Origin of the sequence: Shewanella aegiceratis (genome assembly GCF_019457495.1) — a bacterium.
GTDB classification, from domain to species: domain Bacteria; phylum Pseudomonadota; class Gammaproteobacteria; order Enterobacterales; family Shewanellaceae; genus Shewanella; species Shewanella loihica.
This window is the reverse complement of sequence record NZ_CP080416.1, coordinates 3,140,510-3,162,951: the sequence shown is the minus strand read 5'-3', so window position 1 is coordinate 3,162,951 and position 22,442 is coordinate 3,140,510. Positions and strand designations below refer to the sequence as shown.

The 22,442-nt window shown below is 53.5% G+C and carries 20 protein-coding genes; 14 read left to right on the top strand and 6 right to left on the bottom strand.

Annotation, left to right across the window (positions count from 1 at the left end):
- Window positions 1-249: 249 nt before the first annotated feature.
- Window positions 250-1,539, bottom strand: coding sequence for an O-acetylhomoserine aminocarboxypropyltransferase/cysteine synthase family protein (locus tag K0H80_RS13825; RefSeq protein ID WP_220071953.1), 1,290 nt, complete (start codon window positions 1,537-1,539; stop codon window positions 250-252).
- Window positions 1,540-2,002: 463 nt separating this feature from the next.
- On the opposite strand from K0H80_RS13825, the gene K0H80_RS13820 reads away from it, so the two are divergent.
- From K0H80_RS13820 to K0H80_RS13785, 8 genes are all read left to right on the top strand, one after another.
- Window positions 2,003-3,364 carry a Na(+)-translocating NADH-quinone reductase subunit A gene (locus K0H80_RS13820; RefSeq protein ID WP_220042992.1) on the top strand — a complete coding sequence of 454 codons (1,362 nt, stop codon included), beginning with the start codon at window positions 2,003-2,005 and terminating at the stop codon, window positions 3,362-3,364.
- A complete protein-coding gene (locus tag K0H80_RS13815) occupies window positions 3,364-4,578 on the top strand; it encodes an NADH:ubiquinone reductase (Na(+)-transporting) subunit B (RefSeq protein WP_220071952.1) in 1,215 nt (404 codons plus the stop codon). Before K0H80_RS13820 ends, K0H80_RS13815 begins: the two co-directional genes overlap by 1 nt.
- Window positions 4,579-4,686: 108 nt before the next feature.
- Window positions 4,687-5,457, top strand: a complete 771-nt coding sequence (locus K0H80_RS13810; protein ID WP_220071951.1) for a Na(+)-translocating NADH-quinone reductase subunit C — start codon at window positions 4,687-4,689, stop codon at window positions 5,455-5,457.
- Window position 5,458: 1 nt separating this feature from the next.
- Window positions 5,459-6,082: an NADH:ubiquinone reductase (Na(+)-transporting) subunit D gene (locus K0H80_RS13805; RefSeq protein WP_011866503.1), complete on the top strand. Its 624-nt coding sequence runs from the start codon at window positions 5,459-5,461 to the stop codon at window positions 6,080-6,082.
- Between the two features lie 4 nt (window positions 6,083-6,086).
- Window positions 6,087-6,695 carry an NADH:ubiquinone reductase (Na(+)-transporting) subunit E gene (nqrE, locus tag K0H80_RS13800; protein ID WP_011866502.1) on the top strand — a complete coding sequence of 203 codons (609 nt, stop codon included), beginning with the start codon at window positions 6,087-6,089 and terminating at the stop codon, window positions 6,693-6,695.
- Between the two features lie 41 nt (window positions 6,696-6,736).
- Window positions 6,737-7,954 carry an NADH:ubiquinone reductase (Na(+)-transporting) subunit F gene (gene nqrF, locus K0H80_RS13795; protein ID WP_011866501.1) on the top strand — a complete coding sequence of 406 codons (1,218 nt, stop codon included), beginning with the start codon at window positions 6,737-6,739 and terminating at the stop codon, window positions 7,952-7,954.
- Window positions 7,955-8,102: 148 nt separating this feature from the next.
- Window positions 8,103-8,873, top strand: a complete 771-nt coding sequence (locus K0H80_RS13790) for a hypothetical protein (RefSeq protein WP_220071950.1) — start codon at window positions 8,103-8,105, stop codon at window positions 8,871-8,873.
- 548 nt (window positions 8,874-9,421) lie between these two features.
- Window positions 9,422-10,489, top strand: a complete 1,068-nt coding sequence (locus tag K0H80_RS13785; protein WP_220071949.1) for a M43 family zinc metalloprotease — start codon at window positions 9,422-9,424, stop codon at window positions 10,487-10,489.
- Between the two features lie 83 nt (window positions 10,490-10,572).
- Here the strand turns inward: K0H80_RS13785 and K0H80_RS13780 are convergent, their stop codons facing one another.
- On the bottom strand, window positions 10,573-10,923 hold the full coding sequence (locus K0H80_RS13780; protein WP_220071948.1) for a putative quinol monooxygenase: 351 nt from the start codon (window positions 10,921-10,923) through the stop codon (window positions 10,573-10,575).
- 192 nt (window positions 10,924-11,115) lie between these two features.
- On the opposite strand from K0H80_RS13780, the gene K0H80_RS13775 reads away from it, so the two are divergent.
- The gene (locus K0H80_RS13775; RefSeq protein ID WP_220071947.1) at window positions 11,116-11,694 is read left to right on the top strand and encodes a Crp/Fnr family transcriptional regulator; all 579 of its coding nucleotides are present in this window, start codon (window positions 11,116-11,118) and stop codon (window positions 11,692-11,694) included.
- A gap of 227 nt (window positions 11,695-11,921) precedes the next feature.
- Window positions 11,922-12,434 (top strand): YgjV family protein, encoded by a 513-nt coding sequence (locus tag K0H80_RS13770; protein WP_220071946.1) that lies wholly within the window; start codon window positions 11,922-11,924, stop codon window positions 12,432-12,434.
- A 94-nt stretch (window positions 12,435-12,528) separates the two neighbouring features.
- On the opposite strand, the gene K0H80_RS13765 is transcribed toward K0H80_RS13770, so the two are convergent.
- The 4 genes from K0H80_RS13765 to K0H80_RS13750 all read right to left on the bottom strand — a co-directional run bounded on the left by K0H80_RS13765 (window position 12,529) and on the right by K0H80_RS13750 (window position 16,722).
- Complete coding sequence (locus K0H80_RS13765; protein WP_258406101.1) at window positions 12,529-14,058, bottom strand: DUF3300 domain-containing protein; 1,530 nt, start codon at window positions 14,056-14,058, stop codon at window positions 12,529-12,531.
- Window positions 14,059-14,229: 171 nt separating this feature from the next.
- The gene (locus K0H80_RS13760; protein WP_220071945.1) at window positions 14,230-15,684 is read right to left on the bottom strand and encodes an ATP-binding protein; all 1,455 of its coding nucleotides are present in this window, start codon (window positions 15,682-15,684) and stop codon (window positions 14,230-14,232) included.
- 17 nt (window positions 15,685-15,701) lie between these two features.
- Entirely contained in the window at window positions 15,702-16,382 is a 681-nt protein-coding gene (locus K0H80_RS13755; RefSeq protein WP_220042982.1) for a response regulator transcription factor, read from the bottom strand.
- Window positions 16,383-16,404: 22 nt separating this feature from the next.
- Window positions 16,405-16,722: a PepSY domain-containing protein gene (locus tag K0H80_RS13750; protein WP_220071944.1), complete on the bottom strand. Its 318-nt coding sequence runs from the start codon at window positions 16,720-16,722 to the stop codon at window positions 16,405-16,407.
- 262 nt (window positions 16,723-16,984) lie between these two features.
- Here K0H80_RS13750 and K0H80_RS13745 point away from each other — a divergent pair, with 262 nt between their 5' ends.
- From K0H80_RS13745 to K0H80_RS13730, 4 genes are all read left to right on the top strand, one after another.
- On the top strand, window positions 16,985-17,953 hold the full coding sequence (locus K0H80_RS13745; protein WP_258406100.1) for a choice-of-anchor H family protein: 969 nt from the start codon (window positions 16,985-16,987) through the stop codon (window positions 17,951-17,953).
- Window positions 17,954-18,106: 153 nt separating this feature from the next.
- A complete protein-coding gene (locus tag K0H80_RS13740) occupies window positions 18,107-18,907 on the top strand; it encodes a cytochrome b/b6 domain-containing protein (protein ID WP_258406099.1) in 801 nt (266 codons plus the stop codon).
- 245 nt (window positions 18,908-19,152) lie between these two features.
- Complete coding sequence (locus K0H80_RS13735; RefSeq protein ID WP_011866488.1) at window positions 19,153-19,683, top strand: outer membrane beta-barrel protein; 531 nt, start codon at window positions 19,153-19,155, stop codon at window positions 19,681-19,683.
- Between the two features lie 296 nt (window positions 19,684-19,979).
- The gene (locus K0H80_RS13730; RefSeq protein ID WP_220071942.1) at window positions 19,980-22,418 is read left to right on the top strand and encodes a TonB-dependent receptor; all 2,439 of its coding nucleotides are present in this window, start codon (window positions 19,980-19,982) and stop codon (window positions 22,416-22,418) included.
- The last annotated feature ends 24 nt before the right edge of the window (window positions 22,419-22,442 follow it).

Sequence of the window (22,442 nt, the reverse complement as noted above, 5' to 3'; positions counted from 1 at the left end):
TTAGCATCTAGACCGCTTCGGCATCATAGCCTATCCCAAGACTTAATGTTACCACCGTATTTTCAAGCGCTTGCCTCAACTTCTTGCTTGCGCGCCTAGCCCTTGAGGCCGTGTTAACGCCAGGAGCGGGCTTAAAGTGGAGATAAAAAACGGCCCCAATGGCCGCGCCTCGTAGGGCGGTGCTTGGGGCCGATATCTGAGTTGGCTTGTTAAGTCAGTTATCTAAGCGCTTTGCAGGAGCCGTTTAAATTAGATTGCCTTATCCAGCGCCTGAGAGACATCCGCGATAATATCTTCGATATGCTCTATACCGACCGAGATGCGGATCAGATCTTCCGATACCCCGGCCTTGGCCAGCTCTTCGCCGTTGAGCTGTCTGTGGGTGGTGGTGGCCGGGTGGCAGGCCAGGGACTTGGCGTCGCCTATGTTGACCAGGCGCAGGATCATCTGCAGGGCATCGATAAAACGTCCGCCGGCCGCCTTGGCCGCCTCGCTATCTTCCGCCTTGATGCCGAAGCTGATGATGCCCGAGGCCTTACCCGAGGTGATCTTCTCACAGTTGTCGCGGTAGGGGCTGTTGTCCAGCGCGCCATAGTTGACCCAGCTGACCCTGGGGTCCTGCTCGAGGAAATTGGCGAGGGCCAGGGCGTTGTCGCAGTGACGCTCCATTCTCAGGGCCAGCGTCTCTAAGCCTTGCAGTAACAGGAAGGCGCTCTGGGGCGAGAGGGCGGCGCCGGTATTACGCAGTGGCACCACGCGGCAGCGACCAATAAAAGCTGCCGGACCGAAGGCCTGGGTATAGACCACACCATGATAGGAGGGGTCTGGCTCGTTGAGCAGGGCGAAGCGTTTAGGCTGGGCCGCCCAGTCGAACTTGCCCGAGTCGATAATCACCCCTCCTATGGTGGTGCCGTGGCCGCCAATATATTTGGTAAGTGAATGGATGACGATATCGGCGCCATGTTCGAAGGGGCGGCAGAGCACTGGAGTGGCGACCGTATTGTCGACGATCAGCGGCACGCCATGCCTGTGGGCTATCTCGGCCAGACGGGCGATGTCGACGATATTGCCCGCCGGGTTGCCGATAGACTCGCAAAACAGCGCCTTGGTCTTGTCATCGATATGGGCCTCCAGGCCATCGAAGTCGTCGAAGGCCGACATACGCACCTCGACGCCTTGTCTGGGCAGGGTATGGGCAAACAGGTTATAGGTGCCGCCATAGAGCTGACTGGTGCTGACGATGTTATCGCCCACCTGTGTCAGTGCCTGAATCGCATAGGTGATGGCGGCCATGCCGGAGGCCAGCGCCAGTGCGCCGATACCGCCTTCGATGGCGGCCAGGCGTTGTTCGAGCACATCTGTGGTGGGGTTCATGATGCGGGTATAGATGTTGCCCGCCACCTTAAGATCAAACAGGTCGGCACCATGCTGGGTGTCGTCGAAGGTATAAGAGGTGGTCTGATAAATGGGCACGGCCGCCGCCTTGGTGGTCGCTTCCGAGATATATCCATGATGCAGGGCTAGAGATTCGAGTTTCATCTAATTCATCCTATCGCTTAACTGAAAACCTGTGATCGAAAAATGACCATAGCATTTAGACTTCTAGATGTCTAAATCTTTTTGGTTTGCAGGTGATTTGCTCTATGAGGTGAGTTTTATGGTCGAATTGGCTCGAGAGCGGATTGGCTATCCGGCTTTTTTCTCTGGATCCTATTGCATCAAAAAATGAGCCCGGATGACATCACTCGAGTCGAGCAATTTTTGTCCCAAATTGAATGTTTTAGCCCCAGCTAAATAAGCGGCATCCCCTTTACCTGTTTTATTGTTATAAAACTACATTGTTAACAGTTCTTAGGATTCGCCAGCGATCAGGATCACAAATCCGGCGGAAAAACTGTAGCTAAGTTACAAGCTGGTGTCGGAATGTGACCTCAATAGCGGAATCCCGGTTAACAAACTTTTACCATGAGGCATCCCAATTTAGTAACGGTTGATGTTTGCGATGGCAGGTTTTCCAGACAAGATTAAGACGATAAAGAAGGGCCTAGATGTGCCTATCGCCGGCGAGCCGAGGCAAGAGATAGATTGCTGCGCTCGTCCTGCAAAGGTGGCACTCCTGGGTGAAGAGTATGTTGGCCTGAAACCCACCCTCTTGGTGGAGGTCGGCGATCGGGTGAAGAAGGGTCAGACCCTGTTCGAAGACAAGAAGGCGCCGGGCATAGGTTTTACCGCGCCGGCCAGTGGTGTGGTCGTCGAGATCAACCGCGGCGAGCGTCGTGTGTTGCAGTCTGTGGTGATCCAGGTCGAGGGCGATGAGCAAGTCACCTTTAAGGCCTATTCAGATCTGAGCCGCCTCAGCCGTGAAGCCGTGCAGCAAAACCTGGTCGAGAGTGGTCTGTGGACCGCGCTGCGCACTCGCCCCTTTTCGCGCGTGCCCCTGCTCGACAGCGAACCTGCCGCCATCTTCGTCAACGCCATGGACACCAACCCGCTGGCGGCCGATCCCCGCGTGATCATCGCTGAGCAGCGCGAGGCCTTTGCCGCCGGACTTCAAGTACTGACTTATCTCACCTCTGGCAAGATCCACCTATGTCACGATGCCGGTGAAGCCCTGCCGGGCGCCGACCTCGCGCGTGTCGAGAGCCATCGTTTTGCCGGTGTGCATCCCGCTGGCCTGGTGGGCACCCATATTCATTTCATCGCGCCTGCCAGCCTGGAACGCCCAGTATGGCACCTTGGCTATCAGGATGTGATCGCCTACGGCAAGCTGTTCCTGACAGGTGAGCTCTACACAGATCGCGTCGTGGCTCTGGGTGGCCCGACGGCGCTCAATCCGAGACTGCTGCGCACTCAGCTGGGCGCTCAGCTCAGCACCTTGGTAGAGGGGGAGATCAAGCCAGGCAGCAACCGTGTGGTGTCAGGCTCTGTGCTGGCCGGCCATACCGCCTTTGGCGTTCACGATTATCTGGGCCGTTTCCATCAGCAGATCTCCGTGCTGGCGGAAGACGCTAAACATCAGCTACTGCCATGGGTGCGCGGCGGCGCAGACAAGTTCTCTATCACCCGCGCCGTGACCTCTCGCTTCAAGGCGACTAAGCGTCTGTTCGACCTGACCACTCACGCCGGTGGTTCACACCGCGCCATGATGGCCTTCGGTCAGCTGGATCGCGTGATGCCGCTGGATATCCTGCCGACCCTTTTGGTGCGCGACCTCGTGGTGCGTGACACAGATGAGGCGCAGGCCCTGGGGGCCTTAGAGCTGGATGAAGAAGATCTGGCCCTGTGTACATTTGTCTGTCCGGGCAAGTATGACTTCGGACGGGAACTTCGCATCTGCCTAGATATTATTGAGAGGGAAGGTTAATGAGTAAGCAAGACAATAAGCCAGATGTGCAAGAGAATTACTATGCCCACGGCTCGTCGATGCGTAGCTTCCTGCGCTCGCTGCTTTATGCCCATGGCCGTAGCACCAAAGGTAAGGTGCATGTTCGTGATGCGATCGATGTAAAACGTACCATGACCCTGGTGGGTCTGTGTCTGCTGCCGGCGATTCTGTTCGGCATCTATAACCTGGGTCTGCAGGCGCAGCTGGCGCTGGCCTCTGGCTTGACCACTCCCGATGTTTGGCAGCTACTGCCGTTCAATGCCATCACCGGCGGCCTCGGCGAGCAGAGCGGTTTCTTTGGCCTGTTTGGCTATGGCCTGAGCTTCTACCTGCCTATCTATCTCACCGCGCTGTTGGTGAGCCTGTTTTGGGAGATGGTGTTCGCCAAGGTGCGTCGCCAGGAGCTGCATGAAGGCTTCTTCGTCACCGCCTTGCTGTTTACCCTGATCCTGCCGGTATCGACACCGGTGTGGATCGTGGCCCTTGGTATCACCTTCGGGGTGATCATGGCCAAAGAGGTGTTTGGCGGCATGGGGTACAACTTCCTTAACCCTGCGCTGGCTGGTTACGCCTTTATCTACTTTGCCTACCCGACCGAGGTGGCGCAGATTGCCCAGTTTGTGGCGGTCGATGGCTTCTCGGGAGCGACAACCTTGATTCAGACTGCCGCAGGCAAGATGAGCTTCGAGGGTTACACCTGGTATCAGGCCTTTAGCGACCCGCTGTGGTGGGATGCCTTCTTCGGCTTCACCGTCGGCTCTATCGCCGAGACCAGCACCCTGGCCATTCTGATCGGCGGCCTGTTCCTGCTGTTGACTCGCCTGGCCGACTGGCGCGTGGTGGCCGGTGTGATGGCCGGTATGGTGGCAACCGCCGTGCTGTTCAACCTTATCGGTTCGGCCAAGAACGAGATGTTCGCCATGCCTTGGACCTGGCATCTGGTCACCGGCGGCTTCGCCCTGGGGATGATGTTTATGGCCACAGATCCTGTGACTACCGCCTATACCCGCCAAGGCAAGTTTGCCTACGGCGCCCTGATCGGCTTCATGACAGTGCTTATCCGCGTGCTGAATCTCAAGATGCCTGAAGGGATCATGCTGGCGATTCTGTTTGCCAACCTGTGGGCGCCTCTCTTCGATTACCTGGTGGCGCGCAGCAACATGAAGCGGAGGCTGAAACGCAATGCCTTATAAGTCAGAACATATGTTAAGGATCCAGACCGCCAACCTCTGGTCGTCAATCTTCGCATCCTTTTTGTTTCGTCGTTCCAGAGAGCGCGCCACTATGGAGAAGCAACGCTAATGGCATTTAAGAAAGATACCGTTGTGGGGACCATGATCTTCACACTCGTCCTCTGCCTCTCTTGTTCTTTTATGATCACAGGAACGGCCGAGGTACTCAAAGAACGTAAGTTGGTGAAGAAGCGCGACGAGCTTAAGCGCAACGTCTTGCTGGCCGCCGATATCGATATCAGCGGCGACAAAGATTTTCGCGCCATCTTCGAGCAGTCTGTGAAGCCTCTGCTGGTGGAGCTGGACACTGGAGTTATCGATAGCCAGGCGAACGTGCTGGATTTCGACGACCGCATGGCGGCCATCAATCCGCAGACCTCGAGCAAGCCCAAGAAAGATATCGCCAAAATCAAGACCCGCGCCAATCAGGCCCGCGTGTTCAAGGTGTTTGACGACAAGGGCGAGCTGCACGCCGTGGTGCTGCCTATCTATGGCAAGGGGCTCTGGTCGATCATCTATGGTTATGTGGCGCTCAAGCCAGACTTGAACACCATAGAAAACGTGGTCTTCTACGAGCATGGTGAGACACCGGGTATCGGCGACTTCCTCGACGACAAGGCCTGGACCGACAAGCTTAAGGGCAAGCAGCTGTTTGATGAGAAGGGACAGGTTTCCTTCAAGGTGGTCAAGGGCGGTGCTAAGGCCGGCGATCTCCACGGTGTAGATGCCGTGAGCGGCGCGACCATGACGGGACGCGGCGTACAGCGTGCCATGCAGTTCTGGTTCGGGGTCGAAGGTTATCAGACCTTCCTTCACAAGCTAAAAGCGTCGGAGGTTTAAGATGAGTAAGAGTATGACGGCGACCCGGGACATTCTAACCGGCCCGATTTTCGCCAATAACCCCGTGGCCATGCAGGTGCTGGGGGTCTGTTCGGCGCTGGCGGTGAGCAACTCGATGCAGACCGCATTGGTGATGACCCTGGCGGTGACCTTCGTGTTGGTCTTCTCCAACCTGATCATCTCCAGCATCCGTAACTTTATTCCTAACAGCGTGCGCATCATCGCTCAGATGACGGTGATCGCATCCCTGGTGATCATCGTCGACATGGTGCTGCAGGATGTGGCCTACGAGCTGTCGCGTCAGCTGTCGGTGTTTGTGGGCTTGATCATCACCAACTGTATCATCATGGGCCGCGCCGAAGCCTTCGCCATGAAGATGCCGCCGCATCTGGCTGTGGTGGATGCCATGGGCAACGCCATGGGTTATGGCGTTATCCTGCTCAGCGTCGCCTTCGTGCGTGAGCTACTGGGCGCCGGCACCCTGTTTGGCCATGAGATCTTAAAGACGGTCGAGAACGACGGCTGGTATCTGGCCAACGAGATGTTCAAGTTGCCGCCGAGTGCATTCTTCCTGATTGGCTTACTGATCTGGGCCATCAATGTTATCCAGCGTAAGCGAGGTTAAGGCTATGGAACACTATATCAATCTCTTTGTTCAGGCCGTCTTTATCGACAACATGGCGCTCTCTTTCTTCATGGGCATGTGTACCTTCCTGGCCGTGTCGAAGAAGGTATCGACCTCCTTCGGTCTGGGTATTGCGGTTATCGTGGTGATGACACTTGCGGTGCCGCTGAACCAGCTTATCTACTCTAAGGTGTTGGCACCCGGCGCCCTGGCCTGGGCGGGTTATCCCGAGCTGGACCTGAGTTATCTCAAGCTCATCACCTTTATCGGTGTGATTGCGGCTTTGGTGCAGATCCTGGAGATGTTTCTGGATAAGTATATTCCTAGCCTGTACGACAGCCTGGGGATCTTCCTGCCGTTGCTAACGGTTAACTGCGCCATCTTCGCCGGGGTGATCTTCATGGCCAACCGCGACTACACCCTGGGTGAGTCAGTGGTGTTTGCCACCGGCTCTGGTCTTGGCTGGGCGATGGCCATCGTGCTGCTGGCGGGTCTGCGTGAGCGGATGAAGTTTCACGCCATTCCAGCCGGACTGCAAGGTGTGGGGATCACCTTTATTACCACGGGCCTGATGGCATTGGGCTTTATGTCTTTCTCCGGCATCTCGCTGTAACGGGCGTGCTAGTGTCAGTGCATTAAGAAAAGGGTTATTAGATGGAAATGGCAATAGGCATAGGCATGTTCACCATAGTGGTGTGTGTGCTGGTGATGGTGATTTTAGTCGCCAAGAGCAAGTTGGTGATCAACGGTGACGTGAGCATCCGCATCAACGACGATGATGACAAGAGCATAACCACGGCGGCGGGCGATAAGCTACTGGGCGCCCTGGCGAGCAAGAATATCTTTATTCCGTCGGCCTGTGGCGGCGGCGGTACCTGCGGTCAGTGCCGGGTAAAGGTTAAGTCGGGTGGCGGCGATATCCTGCCGACCGAGCGCGATCATATCAACAAGAAAGAGGCCAAAGAGGGTTGTCGTCTGGCCTGTCAGGTGGCGGTGAAGACCGATATGGAGCTCGAGCTGGAGGAGGAGATCTTCGGCGTCAAGAAGTGGCAGTGTGAGGTGATCTCTAACGATAACCAGGCCACCTTCATCAAGGAGCTGTTGCTCAAGCTGCCCGAAGGGGAAGATGTGAAGTTCAAGGCGGGCGGATACATTCAAATTGAGGCGCCTGCTCACGAGGTGAAATACAGCGATTTCGATATCCCGACCGAGTACCGTGATGACTGGGAAAAGTATGGCCTGTTCGATCTGGTCTCGACCGTAGAGGAAGACGTGCTGCGCGCCTACTCCATGGCCAACTACCCGGATGAGAAAGGGGTGATCATGCTGAACGTGCGTATCGCCACGCCGCCATCAGAAGGGCTGCCACCGGGTAAGATGTCCTCTTACATCTTTAACCTCAAGGCGGGCGATAAGGTCACCATCTCAGGGCCTTTCGGTGAGTTCTTCGTTAAGGAGACAGACGCCGAGATGGTGTTTATCGGTGGTGGTGCCGGCATGGCGCCGATGCGCTCACACATCTTTAACCAGCTTAAGGGTGAGCAGACCAAGCGTAAGATGACCTTCTGGTACGGTGCCCGTTCACGCCGCGAGATCTTCTATCAGGAGGAGTTCGACGCGTTGGCGGCGGAAAATGATAACTTCGAGTGGCACGTGGCCCTGTCGGACCCTCTCCCAGAGGACAACTGGGACGGCTACACAGGCTTCATCCATAATGTGCTCTATGAGAACTACCTGAAGAATCACAAGGCGCCGGAAGACTGTGAGTTCTACATGTGTGGCCCTCCGATCATGAACTCCTCGGTGATCAACATGCTAGAAAGCCTAGGGGTTGAGCAGGAGAACATACTACTGGACGACTTCGGCGATTAATCCTTAGTCTTTCTAAGACAAAAACGCAGCCAATGGCTGCGTTTTTTTATGTCGACGTGGGACAGGTTGCTATTTGATCTGTGTCATAGTGGTCTGGCAGGCATAGCTTTATATTGTTTTGTTATCTAAAGGTTAACGAAGCAATGATATGAGCAACAAGGCAGATAGCTGCGAGAACAATACACCCAAGAGTACCTATACCATCTCGGCGCGGGGCAAGGCGGATCATCAGTCAGTGATTAAGTTTTTAAAACAACACTTTGCCGCGGTGCCCCTTGGGCAGATTGAGAGTGTATTTGGTTTCGTCGAGCCATCGACCCTATATGGCGGGCGTTTCTATCTGATGCGTCAGCTGTCTGAGCGGGACACGGGCCTGCTGGCGGATCATGGTATTGGGCTTAGAATTCCCTTTACCAACCACTTTGCCACCAAGGAAGAGTTCGACGCCAATCGCGCCTTGCTGGCTAAGTATCATCACAAGCGCAACTCTATTATCTGCACAAGCGATGACCTGGCCTACTGGATCAAGCAGGAGTTTCCCGACTATGACATCGAAGCCAGCGTGATTAAGAACTTGCTAAAACCCGAGCAGATCGAAGAGGCCTTTGGGCTCTACGACACCCTGGTGCTTCCTATGGTGCTCAACGATGATGAGGCCTTCTTGGCGGCCTTGGCGCAGAAAGATCGTATTCGTTTGTTTGCCAATGCAGGTTGTGCCTACACCTGTCCGGCGCGTATCTGTTACAAGTCTATCTCTAAGTTTAATAAGGGGCAGGGGGGCGAGTTTAAGTGCTCCCAAGATCTTAAGGCGAGAGAGATGCAGGGCATGATAGATTTCGATCTACAAAGGCTGAGAAACCTGGGATTTCATAAGTTTAAACTGCTCAGGGCGAGGGCTGGCGCCCAGACTGGTTATTAGTGGATTTTGGTCGATAGCAGGGAAGTAAGGCGCTAGACAAGCCCGAATATTTAGCCCATTAGGTCGAGTCGAGTTGCTGCCAAGGCTTTATCTTTAGCGGCGCTTTCTCTTTTTCTGCGTTTTCTATTTGTCTGCACTTTCTATCTGGCAGAGCGTTATCTTTGGCGACGCTTTTCTCTTGTTGCGCGTTAGGCGATCGCACTTGGGCTATCTTGTGTCTTTTAATGTAATTACCTTAATAAAATTAGCTTGATACTACAAATCTTGGCTGGCGCTTAGCCAGCAATATTCCCCGTTCAATCAACATACTTTTCTGTCTCTTTAGCTTTGAGCTGAGTTGCCGTTGAGTCACTGCAACCCAGTGTCTCTGCGAAATTACGGATTTACAAAATATTCACATTTGGGTTTACTCCTATTTTTATTTGGGTATATTGTATACAGAATATTTTATCTCAATAGGTAATGTTGTTATTCACCCGAAAGGAAGCGCAGACGCCAGGGAGAGGGCGATTTACCCTAAAAAGCTAACAATAAGAGTGACTAATAACATGACCAACAAATTGACTTTATCTATCCTGGCCGCCCTGTTGACCACTAGCGCAGGCGTTAGCGCCAAGCAGCCCGAGTTTGCCGCCGATCACTGTAAGGCGGGGGAGATCAACGCTCAGCATTATCGTAATTTCCCTGCTGCCGAGGCTGAGGCTAAGGCTCGTCATGCCAAGCTGTTTGAGCGTAAGCGTGCCATGGCTAAGCCTGGTGATGACGCCAGTGTGGCGACGGGCGATACCCCTTCGGCGCTAGCCTTGTCGGCGAACCCAAGTTACGTGATCCCTGTGGTGTTTCATGTGTATGGCACCCAGTTCAATGGCAAGACGGTGACAGATGCGGTGATCATAGATGCGCTCAACAAGACCAACGAAGACTTTCAGGGGCGCACCGCCGATTTTGCCGACATAGATGCCGAGTTCCAAGGGGTGAAGCAGGCGCTCAATATCGAGTTTCGCCTAGCCAGTATCGATCCCCAGGGGAATCCCACTTCGGGTATCGTCTATCATCCGGCATCGTCCGGGGCGGGTAACTATTCCAGTTCAGATGTGAAGCGGGATCACTGGGATAACTATAAGTACATGAATGTCTATATTCAGAACGACCTCTATGCCGATGGGGTGACCAACAATTCAGGGGTGGCCTGGTACCCGGATACCACAATGTCAGACGAGGGACTGGCACGGGTGACCTACAACGGCGCCTACCTTGGTAGCAATACCGACGAGAACTTTCGCTCTGTGTTGACCCACGAGTTTGGTCACTTCCTGGATCTGATCCACACCTTCGAAGGCGGTTGTAAACGTGGCATGGAGCGCCGCTGCGGCACCACGGGCGATGAAAACTGCGATACACCGCAGCAAAACAGCTGGCAGATGAACCCGGGTGATGGCGGCATAGTCAACTGCATGGGACAGACCATCAACTGGCAGAACTTTATGGCCTACTCAGATCAATACGCCAACTTCACCCAAGATCAGGTGGCGCGTATGGTTAATGGCCTCGACAGTCAGGCTCGCGTGACCCTCTGGTCGGCGCAAAACCAGGCCGCGACAGGTGTGGCTAACTAATAGCGAAAGCCATGAAAACGCTCAAAAAAAACGCAGCCTAGGCTGCGTTTTTTTATCTCTTGAGGCGAAGATTAGACAAATGGCTAGATAAATACCGGGGCGTCGTATTCGTAGCCCTCGTCGGTATAGGCGGTCACTATGGCATCATCCACCAGGCCTGCGGGGTCGCTTACCTGAGTGTCGAAGAAGTGTTTGATCTGCTGGCGACGGCCGTGAGCCGCCCAGCTTTCGCCATCGGCCCAGATCTCGTTGAAGACGATAGGGTAGTCGGTGCGACTGGCGCTCGGATGATCTATCTGGCGGGTGAGAATGTACTGAATACAGCCCTGTTCCCGCAATGAGTCGGGCTCAAGTGCCTTGAGTACCTCGAAGAGTTCGGCGGCTTTTCCCGCCTTGGGACGAAACTGGGCTATCACAAAAACGCGTGTTGACATCTGTGGCTCTCCGCTGGTTAAAAAACTAAATAAAATCATGGATGACCTCTGAGTCTAGCCTAAAAAGCGGCGCGGTTTAAAGGAGGCGTTTCACTGATATGCTCATGCGTTTCTGGCGAATAGAGCGATGGTTATTCAGCGTCGTCTGGGAGTGCTATCATCAGGGCCCTAACAGAGCGCAGAGGAAACAGAGTGACACAGAGACCAGCTAATGATGCCCTTAGCATTTTTGCTGAGCGACTAGGTCAGCTTGGGCTGGCGGATAATGAATGTTGTGAGGCGCTGAGTCAGGCCAAATGCATTCGCGCGCCCAGAGGTGAGATACTGCTGCACCAAGGGGCCTGCCAGGAGCATGGTTATTTCATCGTCGGTGGCATCTTGGGGGCTCAGTATTATGGCGATTGTGGCGGCCTGTTTTCGAAGGAGTTTTATTTCGAAGGGGAGCTCTGTCTGCTCTATCACAGCCTGCTGACGGGGGATGCGGCGCCCTATCAGCTGGAGGCGGTGATTGACGCGACCCTGGTGCGCTTCCCCCTAGCATTGCTCAAACAGGCTAGCTGGCAAGCCGTGCTGATCGCTCTGCTGAGTCAACAGCTGCTGTACAAGGAGGAGAAGGAGGCCTTCTTGCTGCTCAAACGTCCCGAGGAGCGCTATCTCTATCTGGTCAACCATAGGCCCATGTGGGTCGAGTGCCTGAGTAACGTGCAGCTGGCTCGCTATATAGGTATCACGCCCGTGAGTCTGTCGCGGCTCAAGGCCAGGCTAGCCTAGCCTGAGACTAACTGATGAGAGGAACGAATGAGAATCAGTAGTTTAAAAAGATAGACTTGTTGCTATAGGTGAAAAGATATCGGTGCGACACTTTCTCTGCCTTGGTATAAGCTAGTACATATCAGCACCGAAAAGATTTTTCCCGGCTTATCTTAAGTTAATGCGCCTTGAATCAAGGCTGAACCATACTAGCGCCATCTTTCGCATGTTGAAATCTTAGGTGGTGTATGTCGCTGTTTCTTCTCTCTCAATGTCTGATCGCCATGGCGATCGTTACAGACATTCTCTCTTTTCAATTCAAGCAGAAGCGCCACATAGTGCTCTGCCTCGCACTGTCTGGGGTATTAATCAGCGTTCATTTTGCGTTGCTGCTCCAGTGGACGGCCGCCGGGCTCATGTTGGTTGCCGCGATTCGCTATCTGGTAACCGTATTTTCGCACTCGCGGCGCCTGCTCTGGCTGTTCCTGGGGATTAATAGCCTGATCGCCCTATTTACCTATGCCGGCCCCCTGAGCCTGATAAGTTTTGCCGGTAGCTGTACTCAGACTATCGCCGCCTTCTGTTCAAGGGATCAACGCCTGAGACAGCTGATGTTAGTGGGTACCAGCATCTGGCTGCTTAACAACTATCTGCTGGGTTCGCCGACGGCTGTGGTGATGGAGCTGCTGTTTATCGGCAGTAATCTGGTGGGCTACTACCGCTTCTATGGCTTGCCGTGGCGCCCTAGGCTGTTAGATTAAGACGCTGGTAGATTTAGGTGAATAGGGGGCGGGATCCGAGTATTGAAATCTGGCTCGAGAAAAATGGTGGCGGTGATTGCCACCGCCAATAATGTTAGTTATCACGTTGCTTAGTTCGGCCCTGTTGATTGTGAGATGAGGCTCCGCGACCGTTATTGGTCTGATGGCTCTTTTCCCGCTGATGGCTCTTCACAGGCTGAGGGCTCTTCATCTCACGCTGAGGGCTCCTCTCTCTTTGATAGCTCTGGGGCTGATGACTCCTTTCTCGCTGAGGGCTCTTCACTTCTCGCTGAGGGCTCCTCTCTCTTTGGTAGCTTTGCTGTTGATGACTCTTATTGTCGCGCTGATGACTTTTTACTTCTCGCTCATGGCTTTTCACTTCTCGCTGATGGCTATTCATCTCACGCTGATAGCTGTCGTTTCGCTGAGGGCTCTTATCGTGCTGACGGCTCTTCTCTCTATTCCACTCTTTCGTCCTGTTGTCGGCTTTATTGCTCGATGAGCGATTGGCCTTGTCATTAAGGCTGAGCCGGTCGCGCTTCTCGTAATACTTGGTCGGCGTCTTATGCGCGTTTTGATGACGGTCATGCTGGCCGCGAGCATCGCTCAGCTTATGGCTGAAGTTCTGCTCGCGGCGCTTTTGAACCTGCGCCGCGTTATAGTGCTTGGCCTGACTCGGCTTGGCCTGCTTTGAATTGGAATAGCGCTCCATGCTGCTATTGTGTTTTACGTCATAGCGGTTAGGACGATACTTGTCGTAGCGGGCCTTAACCTTTGGCGAGCGATACGCCACACCGTGTCTATGGACCGGCTTGTGGTGCCAACGTTGGGCGCCGCTGCTGGTCACGATTCGGCTGTAAGGGCGGTAGCGAGTCGTATGATGGTGATGGGTCACCACTATGTGACGCTGATGCCAGCTAAACGCACTGAAGAAGTAGTTAAAGCTGATATGTATGCCGCTGTTGAAGTAGAAGTGTCCCGAAATATGACCCGGGTAGTAACGGGCGTAATGGGGCGGATAGGCCCAATATACTGGCGGGTAGTTGTACCAGTGCCAATGGCCGTAGACTACTCGGGTGTCATAGTAAGGCACATAGATCACCTCACGCTGCACAGGCTCGATAACGATCTGGCGATTGACCTTAGTGACCTTCATATTCTCCATTTCGTCGAAGGCATTGGCGCGCTCGGCCTGCTGTCTCAGGCTCTGAATGCTGTCCAGCACTCGCTCCTCGTCCTGCAAGAAGGCGTCGCCCAGCTTCTGAGTCCACTCGAGATCGTCACTCAGGCGTTGCAGCAGGTCGGGAAAGGCGACCAAGGCGGTGACGCTGGGATCCCAGTCCTGTTTCTCAGCGCGGTTAACCGCCTCAGCGCCTTCTAACGACTTGTTTTTGTTGCGCCAACGATTGGCCTGCACCACCTCTAGCGGATAGGTGGAGGCAATTAAGATGTGGGTGAGTAGGCTGTCGGGATACAGGGCGATGGGGGCCAGCATCTGTGCCAGCTCGGCATCACTAAATTGGATCTCTTGAACAGCGTCTTCTGCCCGCGACACTGAAGGGGTAAGCAGTGACTGTGAAAGGGCAATGAGCAGGAGCAAAGTCCATTGTCTGATGCTTTTCATAACGTCTCCTAGGCTTATCTGTCATTGGATTTACTCAGATAATAAAAGGCCCAAGATGAACATTAGCTGAAAGCTAAAAATGGGGTAGAAAATAATAAATAAATGCGAACAGAGATGATTTAGGCTTTAGATCAAAACCGGCTTTTGCTCACGCTTAAGCCTGAACTCTGACTACTCGGCGAACTGTTGGGGGAAGCTCAGGATGAATTTGGCGCCTCCAAGCGTCGCCGAGCTGTCTATGGTGAGCTCTCCCTGATAGCTCTGCACCAGGTCGCCGACGATGGCGAGTCCTATGCCGTGGCCCTTCTCATAGGTATCGGCGCGTCGTCCACGCTCGAGTATGAGCTGACGCTGCTCTGGGCTAACGCCGGCGCCGTCATCTTCGACGCTGATGATGAGCTTTCCATTGTCAGCGCCGACGCTCAGCATCACTTTGCCGCGTGCCGCCTTGCAGGCGTTATCCAGCAGGTTGCCCAGCATCTCGGTGAGATCGCTCTGATCGCCGTAGAAGATCTGGTTTTCCTCTGGGGCCTTGCCATAGCTGAGGGCTACCCCGGGATGGATCTTGACCAGGGTGCGCAGCAGCTTGTCGGAGACCAGGCTGACCTTGATCCCCAGGTGCCAGGCGTTACCGGCGGCGCTCTGGGCACGTTTGAGTTGGTGGCCTATGGTGCGATTGATCTGTCCGACCTGCTCAAGCGAGGTTGGGCTGAGGTCTTTCTGGCTCTGGATCACCGCCAGTGGCGTCTTGAGGCTGTGGGCCAAGTCAGAGAGGGCGTTGCGATAGCGGCTGCGCTGGCGCTGCTCTGTGCTCAGCAGTGTATTGAGTTGTTTGGCCACCGCCTGCAGTTCATTGGGGTAATGGCCGCTGAGCTGCTCCGCCTCGCCTCGCTGTACCTGTCCCAGCTCCTCTCTGAAGCGCGCTAGGGGTTTTAATGTCCAGGCCAGCCAGGCAAATTGAATCGCCAGCAGTACCAGCATCAACACCACCAGCCAGCTCCACAGATGTTGGCTAAAGGCCTTGAGCTGCTGCGCCACGCCGTCGAGATCTTTGATGATGTGGATGGTGATTGGTGCGCTCCGGCGCTGAGCCTCGCCGGGGGCGAAGCGTACGCTGAAGCTGTAGATGAGATGGGGCTGTTTTTCTAACATCAGCTCGCCAAATTCGCTGCGTCCCACCTTGGGATGGGGCAGGGGCGTCGTGATGTTTAACCCTAGAAAGGAGTTGGATGACCAGAGGGGCTCAACGCTGGCCTGGCGGTCACTTTCAGTTTGGTTATCGCTCTGGCTGTCATTTTGGTTTTCACCCAGGCGGACGCTATCAGTTCCATGATCGCCTGCGCTGTCGATCACTGCGTAGAGGCCTGAGCCTATGACATTGAACTGATTTTCCAGTAGCGCCTCTGGCATATAGAGCTTGCCATCGTCCATCTCGGCCACCGCCAGCACAGAATAGAGGTAGGCGCTTAGCTGCTCTCTGACGTTGGTCATCACCTGTTGTTTAAAGGCGTTGTTGAGGGCGAAGCCAATGGTGGGCAGCAGCAGCAATATCAGCAGCAGGGCGCTGAGGATCAGGCGAACCCTGAGGGAGTTGAGTTTGCCCTGTGGGGCGCGCTGGCTGCTCATCAAATGGCCTCGAAAGCTTAACTGTTATCCAGTGGCTTGAGGCGGTAGCCCTGGCCACGCAATGTCTCGATAAGCCCATATTGGCCGTCGGGGTCGAGTTTCTTACGCAGACGGCGGATAAAGACCTCGATGACGTTGGAATCTAAGTCGAAATCCTGATCATAGATGTGCTCGATGAGAATGCTCTTGGACTTCACCTCGCCGATATGCAGCATGAAGTACTCGAACAGCTTGTATTCGGAGCCGCTCAGGCTGACATCCTGGTCGCCAAATTTGATCTCGTGGCTGCTGGTGTTGAGAGAGTAGGGCCCGTTTTGAATCACAGGGCTGGACTTACCCGCCGCCCGGCGGATCAACGCCTTGAGCCTGGCAACCAGCTCTTCGGGATGAAACGGCTTGGTCAGGTAGTCGTCTGCGCCAGCATCCAGGCCCTCGACCTTGTCTTGCCAGTTGTCGCGGGCGGTCAGGATCAGTATGGGGTAGTCTATTCCCTCTTCTCTTAACCTGGCGATCAGCGCGATACCATCTAACTTAGGCAGTCCCACGTCGATAATGGCGGCGTCGTAGGGATACTCTCGTCCCTGAAACAGGCCCTCTTCGCCGTCGCTGGCGATGTCTAAGGTGTAGTTGGCATCGAGCAGGTGTTGTCTCAAATTTTCCTGAAGGGCTAAATCGTCTTCAACCAGTAGTAATCGCATTGGCGTGTCCTTTCTTAGCAGGTTATTGTCGGCTCATCTGTCCTGTGACGGCGTCGATGGCGACATAGAAGACCAGGCCATCTTTACTGAGCAACTTGGCGCGGTAGCCTGGGTTGCCATTGACCCGTGATGATTGCACGCTCAGGACCTTGGCGTTATAGCGCCCCTTTACCATCTGAGTGGCCTGCTGACGATTTTTAACACGTAGATTTTGATTCGTATTTTTCTGAGCCGCCATCAAGATGCTGCTACTGGCCGCCGATATTCCATAGTCCGCACTGTATCCATGTAGGGGAAACAGGAGTGACGCTATGGCGAGCAATATTAGGGCTGGTTTCATCAAAATCACCTGTGTTGAATTCTTCGGACAGTGTAAAAGATCCTATAAAAATAAGAAACATATGCCGCGAATCTCCATGCTCGCCAGGGTAAAGCGGCAAGCGTGCTTTTTCATTGTTATCTTGCGCAGATGAACAAGAGCTGAATGTTTAATTTTTCGCCATCTTGTTGAATAGGCTGATTTTTAATGTTCAGCTTACGTTCATTTTCGATCGCATCTAATGGCCTTAAGCAAGACGCAGTCCATTCTATGGAGATTGATTATGAACAGACTCACGATGAAAACGAGCCAGCAGCTGGCAACTAATACGCCATTAACTAAGACGCTCTCAACTATGACGCCCTCAATTAAGGCCCCCTCTGCTCTGGGTAAGCTGTATAGCGCCATCAAGGCCACCGCCTTGTTGACCATGCTGGGTAGCGGCGCAGCCATGGCGGCAGACAATCTCGGAGAAAATACAGCTCTAGTCGGCTCGGCATCGACCAGCGTAGTGCAGGATGAACAGACGCTGGCCCAAGGTTTTAGCCGCGCCGGGCAGGCCATGACCAGCACGCAGCAGGCGAGCGCCGACCAGCTTAAACAGCAGAAGGTGGAACTTGCCCCGCGTAAGACGCGTGAGCAGGTGATTGCCGAGCGTCAGGGGCTGGCACTTAGCTCATCTGATGCTGGGATTAAGGTGCTCAAGTCCTCCGCTCAGCGCCTCGAGGCGGGGATCTACCACGAATTTGCTATCTATGAGGCCAGCAGCCGCCTGTTTGAAGATATCGATTATGACGGCTTCTATCGCACCTTCAGCGTGACCTTCGATGCCGACGTCCACAGTTATTATCTGGGTGAGCATGCCAACGTCTATGCCGACCTTTATCTGAGCCGGAATGGTGGCCCCTGGGAGCTGTACCACACCACAGATGTGTTCACCATAGTGGACGATGCCAGCGACGATGATTTTGAGGTGCTCACCACGCTACATACTGGTTATCCGACGGACCACTATGATGTGTTGATCGATCTCTATGAGGTGGGTTACAGCGATATCGTCGCCACCATCAGCAGCGATGATCTGGATGATCTCTATGGTCTGCCGCTGGAGAGCGCCGATCGTGACCGGTATGTGGTCGAAGAGGTTGTCACCGAAGTCGAGGTGAGTGGCGGTAGCCTCTCTGTGGGCTGGCTGTTCGGGCTACTGGGGTTGGGCTGGTTGAGCCTTATCAGACGCCGCCAGCAGGGTTAACAAAGTTATCGAGATCTTCCTTCGTAGCAAGATTAATTAACCATAAAAGAATTAAGGTTAAGTTGCCTTGCCATGAAGCATATTTCACAAAATTTTGCCCCCAACAGGCGTATATTATTAGCCACTGGATAAACGTCTGAAATGGGGGAGACGATGCCAAAAGAGGCGATTAATCAAGTAGCTGCCAATCAAGGGGCCGTCAGTCATGAAGGAGTTAGTTATGAAGGAGTTAGTCAAGAGGTGAAGGTTTACAAGGTGTGGGACAAGCCCACACGGTTGTTTCACTGGATAAACCTTGGCTTAGTCATGGTGCTGATCTTCATTGGCATGGTGATGTTATTTAAGGGTGATATCGGCATCAGCGGCCTGGAAGCCAAGATTGGCTTGAAGAAACTGCATGTCTGGGTCGGTTACCTGTTTGCCATTAACCTGAGTGTCAGGCTGATCTGGGGTGTCATCGGCAGTCATAGTGCCCGCCTGAGTCAGTTTCTCCCGGATTTCAAGGGGCTGTCTCGCTACAAGGCCAAGCTGGCCAAGGGGGAGTCGCCTCAATATCTGCATCATAACCCCATGGGGCGTCTGGCCATCTTTGCCATGATGCTGCTGTTGGTGACCATAATGGTGACTGGCCTGGTGCGCGCCGGAACCGATATCTATTACCCTCCCTTTGGCGGTCCGGTTAGCGACTATATCGCCCAGCCTGGCGTCGATGGTGCCAGCATCAAGCCCTATGACGACACCGGCGTCGATGCGCAGAAGGTAGCGGTATTAAAGCCCTATAAGTCGCTGGCCGGCGAGGTGCATGTGTATAGCGTGTATCTGCTGATCCTGATGATAGTGCTGCATGTGGCCGGGGTGATAGTAGCCGAGATTAAACATCAGCCTGGCCTAGTGTCGGCGATGATATCGGGTAACAAGCCCCTCAGCGGTCCCGCCGAGGATGAGAAGCACTAACTACGGCAAACAAAGGCGTTAGAAGATTAATTGCCTAAGCCAATGCCATCAGTTAACTGGTTTTAGACGTCGTTGTGAGAAAAATGCAGCCCAGGCTGCATTTTTTATGCCCTGGATTCTACCTATTTGCCGGGCAGACAAAGCTTGGTTGGTTTTTTATCAAAGTGGCAATTAAAGACTTAATTTAATGCGATTTTTGGTCTAGTATGTTGGCTACTTGTAAATGTTTCGTTTCCGGGGGAAGCATGAAGCGCGCATCTATGCTGGCACTGTGTTTGGCGAGTCTTATCGCATCGGGATCTGCGATGGCGGTTGCCGATATTAAGGGGTATTACCTGGGGGCCATGGCGGGTCATTCTACGCTAGAGGCGGGAGAATTTGACGAGTCGGCCATCAGTTATGGTCTCTATGGCGGTTACTATTTCAGTAAAAACTTCGCCGTCGAGAGCACCTATGTTCGCACCGACAACTTTGTCGATGTGGGGGATGTGAAGGCCAATCAGCTGTCTATCGCGGCCAAGTTCCACCACTATTTCAATAATACTTACTCTATGTTCATCAAGGCGGGGATGGCGGCTACTAAGGTCGAAGCCGATCTGGACTACGACGGCAACGGCTGGCTGTGGGGCACTGGCTTTAATATGGCTTTCGACAATGGCATTAACGTGCGTATCGCCTATGAGATGCTCTATACCGATCTCGATGCGACCGGGCTCGATGAGCAGGTGGAAAGCGACTGGGGCAATGTCTATCTAGGCGTGCACTATCAGTTTTAGGCGCTAGATTAACGTTAGGCGTTAGCCCAACTTTAGACTCACCTCCATTTTTAGACTCAGGTCCAATTTTAGATAGTGAATGTCGATAAATAAGATGCAGCCCCAGGGCTGCATTTTTTGCGCTTTAAGTTTGTAAAACGTCATCTAAGGCGTATTTACAATGTAAAAAATCTACAATAACTCCTTCTTAAACAATTACAAAGCTTCTGCTTCTCTCTCCCCTTGGCTTCTCCATATTGAAAGCTTATTGATAATCGTTATCATTTGCGTGCAATTTTTAGGGGAATTCTTAACAAATGAAACAGATGCGCTTATCAGCAGTCGCGCTAGGATGTGCCGTATCCTTATCGGTATCGGCAGAGCAACACAATACCAGTATCGAGCAACAAGCTTCGACAGAGGTCGAACGCATTACCGTATATGGCCGGCAAAACAAGGTCGTGATGAATTCAGGTCTGGCGACTAAATCTGATATGTCACTCATGGAGACACCAGCGGCCGTGGTGGTGGTCGATGAGGAGTTGATCACGACCCAGGGGGCAACAGAGCTGCAGGAGCTGCTGCGTAACATCAGTGGTGTGACCCAGGCGGGCAACAACTATGGCATAGGCGACAATATCGTTATTCGTGGCCTGGGGGCGAACTACACCTATGATGGCATGTATGGTGGCGCCGGTCTCGGGAACACCTTTAATCCGACACGATCATTGACTAATGTCGAGTCGGTTGAAGTGTTAAAAGGCCCTGCAACCGGCCTCTATGGTATGGGCAGCGCCGGCGGCGTGATCAACCTTATTGAGAAGAAGCCTCAGTTTAATGCCAGCCATCAATTCACTGCCGAAGTTGGTCAGTGGGACAGCTATTCACTGGGGCTAGACAGCACGGCGGCATTGACTGATAAGGCGGCCTATCGTTTGGTGGCAAAGCATGCCAGAAGCGAGGGGTATCGAGACATAGGTACCGATAGGGATGAGGCTTACGCTTCATTAAAATATCTACTGAGCGATCAGCAAGATATCATGCTCAGCGCCGCCTACATCAAAGATGCGATAGCGGTAGACTCTATCGGACATCCTATTCGTATTTACAATGCCGCGTCGGTTGGGGGTAAGCCAGCGGGTGAGGTTAGCTGGCAGGATCTGGTCAACGATGCTTCTAGCGCGGAATTACAGCTGAGCGATGAACAGCGCCAGCAACTGGCTGACTCGCTATCTGCCGGCGATGGCCTGACCCCTTATGCTTTCGGTGAGGCGGGAATTATTTCTCCTATGGCGAAAGACAATGAGGGTGAAGAGCTAAGGTTTAAGCTGACCCATAATATCTTTTTCGCTGACAATCTCTTTCTTAATCAGCAGTTGCAATATCGCGATTATCAGTCGGGATTTGCCCGTCAGACAGGTGCCTATAATTATGTTTATTGGAACCGCAACGGGGTGATCAACAGAGATCCCCGAGCGCCTCTGGTAGTTGATGATCGACTGTATCCCTTCGCCGCACGTCGCCAGGAGTATCGTCAGGTTCAAGCCGACGAGACTTCGTGGCAGTATTTTGCCGATCTGCGTTATGACTTTAGCGTCGCGGGAATAGATAACGAGCTGTTAGTTAACGCCAATTTTGAAGATCGCAATATTCGCTTCAAGCAATACTCCATCTATGACGCGGACAAGGTGATCAAAAATAAGGCCGGTGAGGTGATCTATCAGGGCCAGCTGCCCTATATTTTCGATATTCGCTCGCCTAATTGGGCGGAGGGACAGTTCGAAGATTATGACCCTCTGATGACCAGCAACTATAACAAGAAGGTGCAGGCATGGGGCGTGGGCCTGCAACATGTGGGCTACTTTGATTTTGGTATTACGACGCGAATTGGCGTCGCCTTCAATGACATCTCTCAGCGTTACGAGCATTATGGCGTCGATGCGCGCTACAGCGCCAGTCTCGCACAGCCTACGCCGGAAGCCGATACCTCAGATGATGGGATGACCTATAACTTGGGCATTACCTACATGCCAACTGATGATCTGTCGTTCTTTATCAATCACGCCAAGGGTCGCACCGCCTATAGCGTGCTGGGCAGCCTAAAGGGCGATGGTGCCGATAGAGAAGACTCGGAGTCTATCAGCAACGACATAGGGGTACGTTTTAAAGCCTTTGATGATCAGATGCTGGCCTCGATTGTGGTGTTTGAAAGTTCACGAACGAACTTGCAATACAACAACAAGGACTATGAGGCGGGGGTATCGGGCCCAGATGTGGCGCAATATTTCTATGACGGCAAGGAAGAGACCAAAGGGGTTGAGCTGGATCTCAATGCTCACCTTGGCGAGCGCTGGGCGATAAATGTCAATGGTGTCTATCAGGACGCCAGAGATAAGCAAGATCCCAACAGCACTAGCTTCGATACCCGTCAGAAAGGTGTGCCTTACGTGACGGCTAGTACCTGGGTGACCTATGATGCCGACTGGTTTAAGTTGCCGAGTCCGCTCAGTGTTAGCCTGGGCGCAAAATATGTAGATGAGCGCAGCACCCACTCCGCATCGTTTGGGATCCCAGATGGTTATGTGCCCAGTTATACCGTGATGGATGCTGCGTTGAGTTATCAGGCAGACAGTTGGACAGTGCAGCTGAATGTGAATAACCTGCTGGATGAGGACTATTACGAGAAAGCCATGTTCCTCGGCGGTATGCCTGGCGCCGAACGCAACGCTAAGCTGAGCCTCAGCTATCGTTTATAACTGGCCCTGTTATCAGCTAGATAG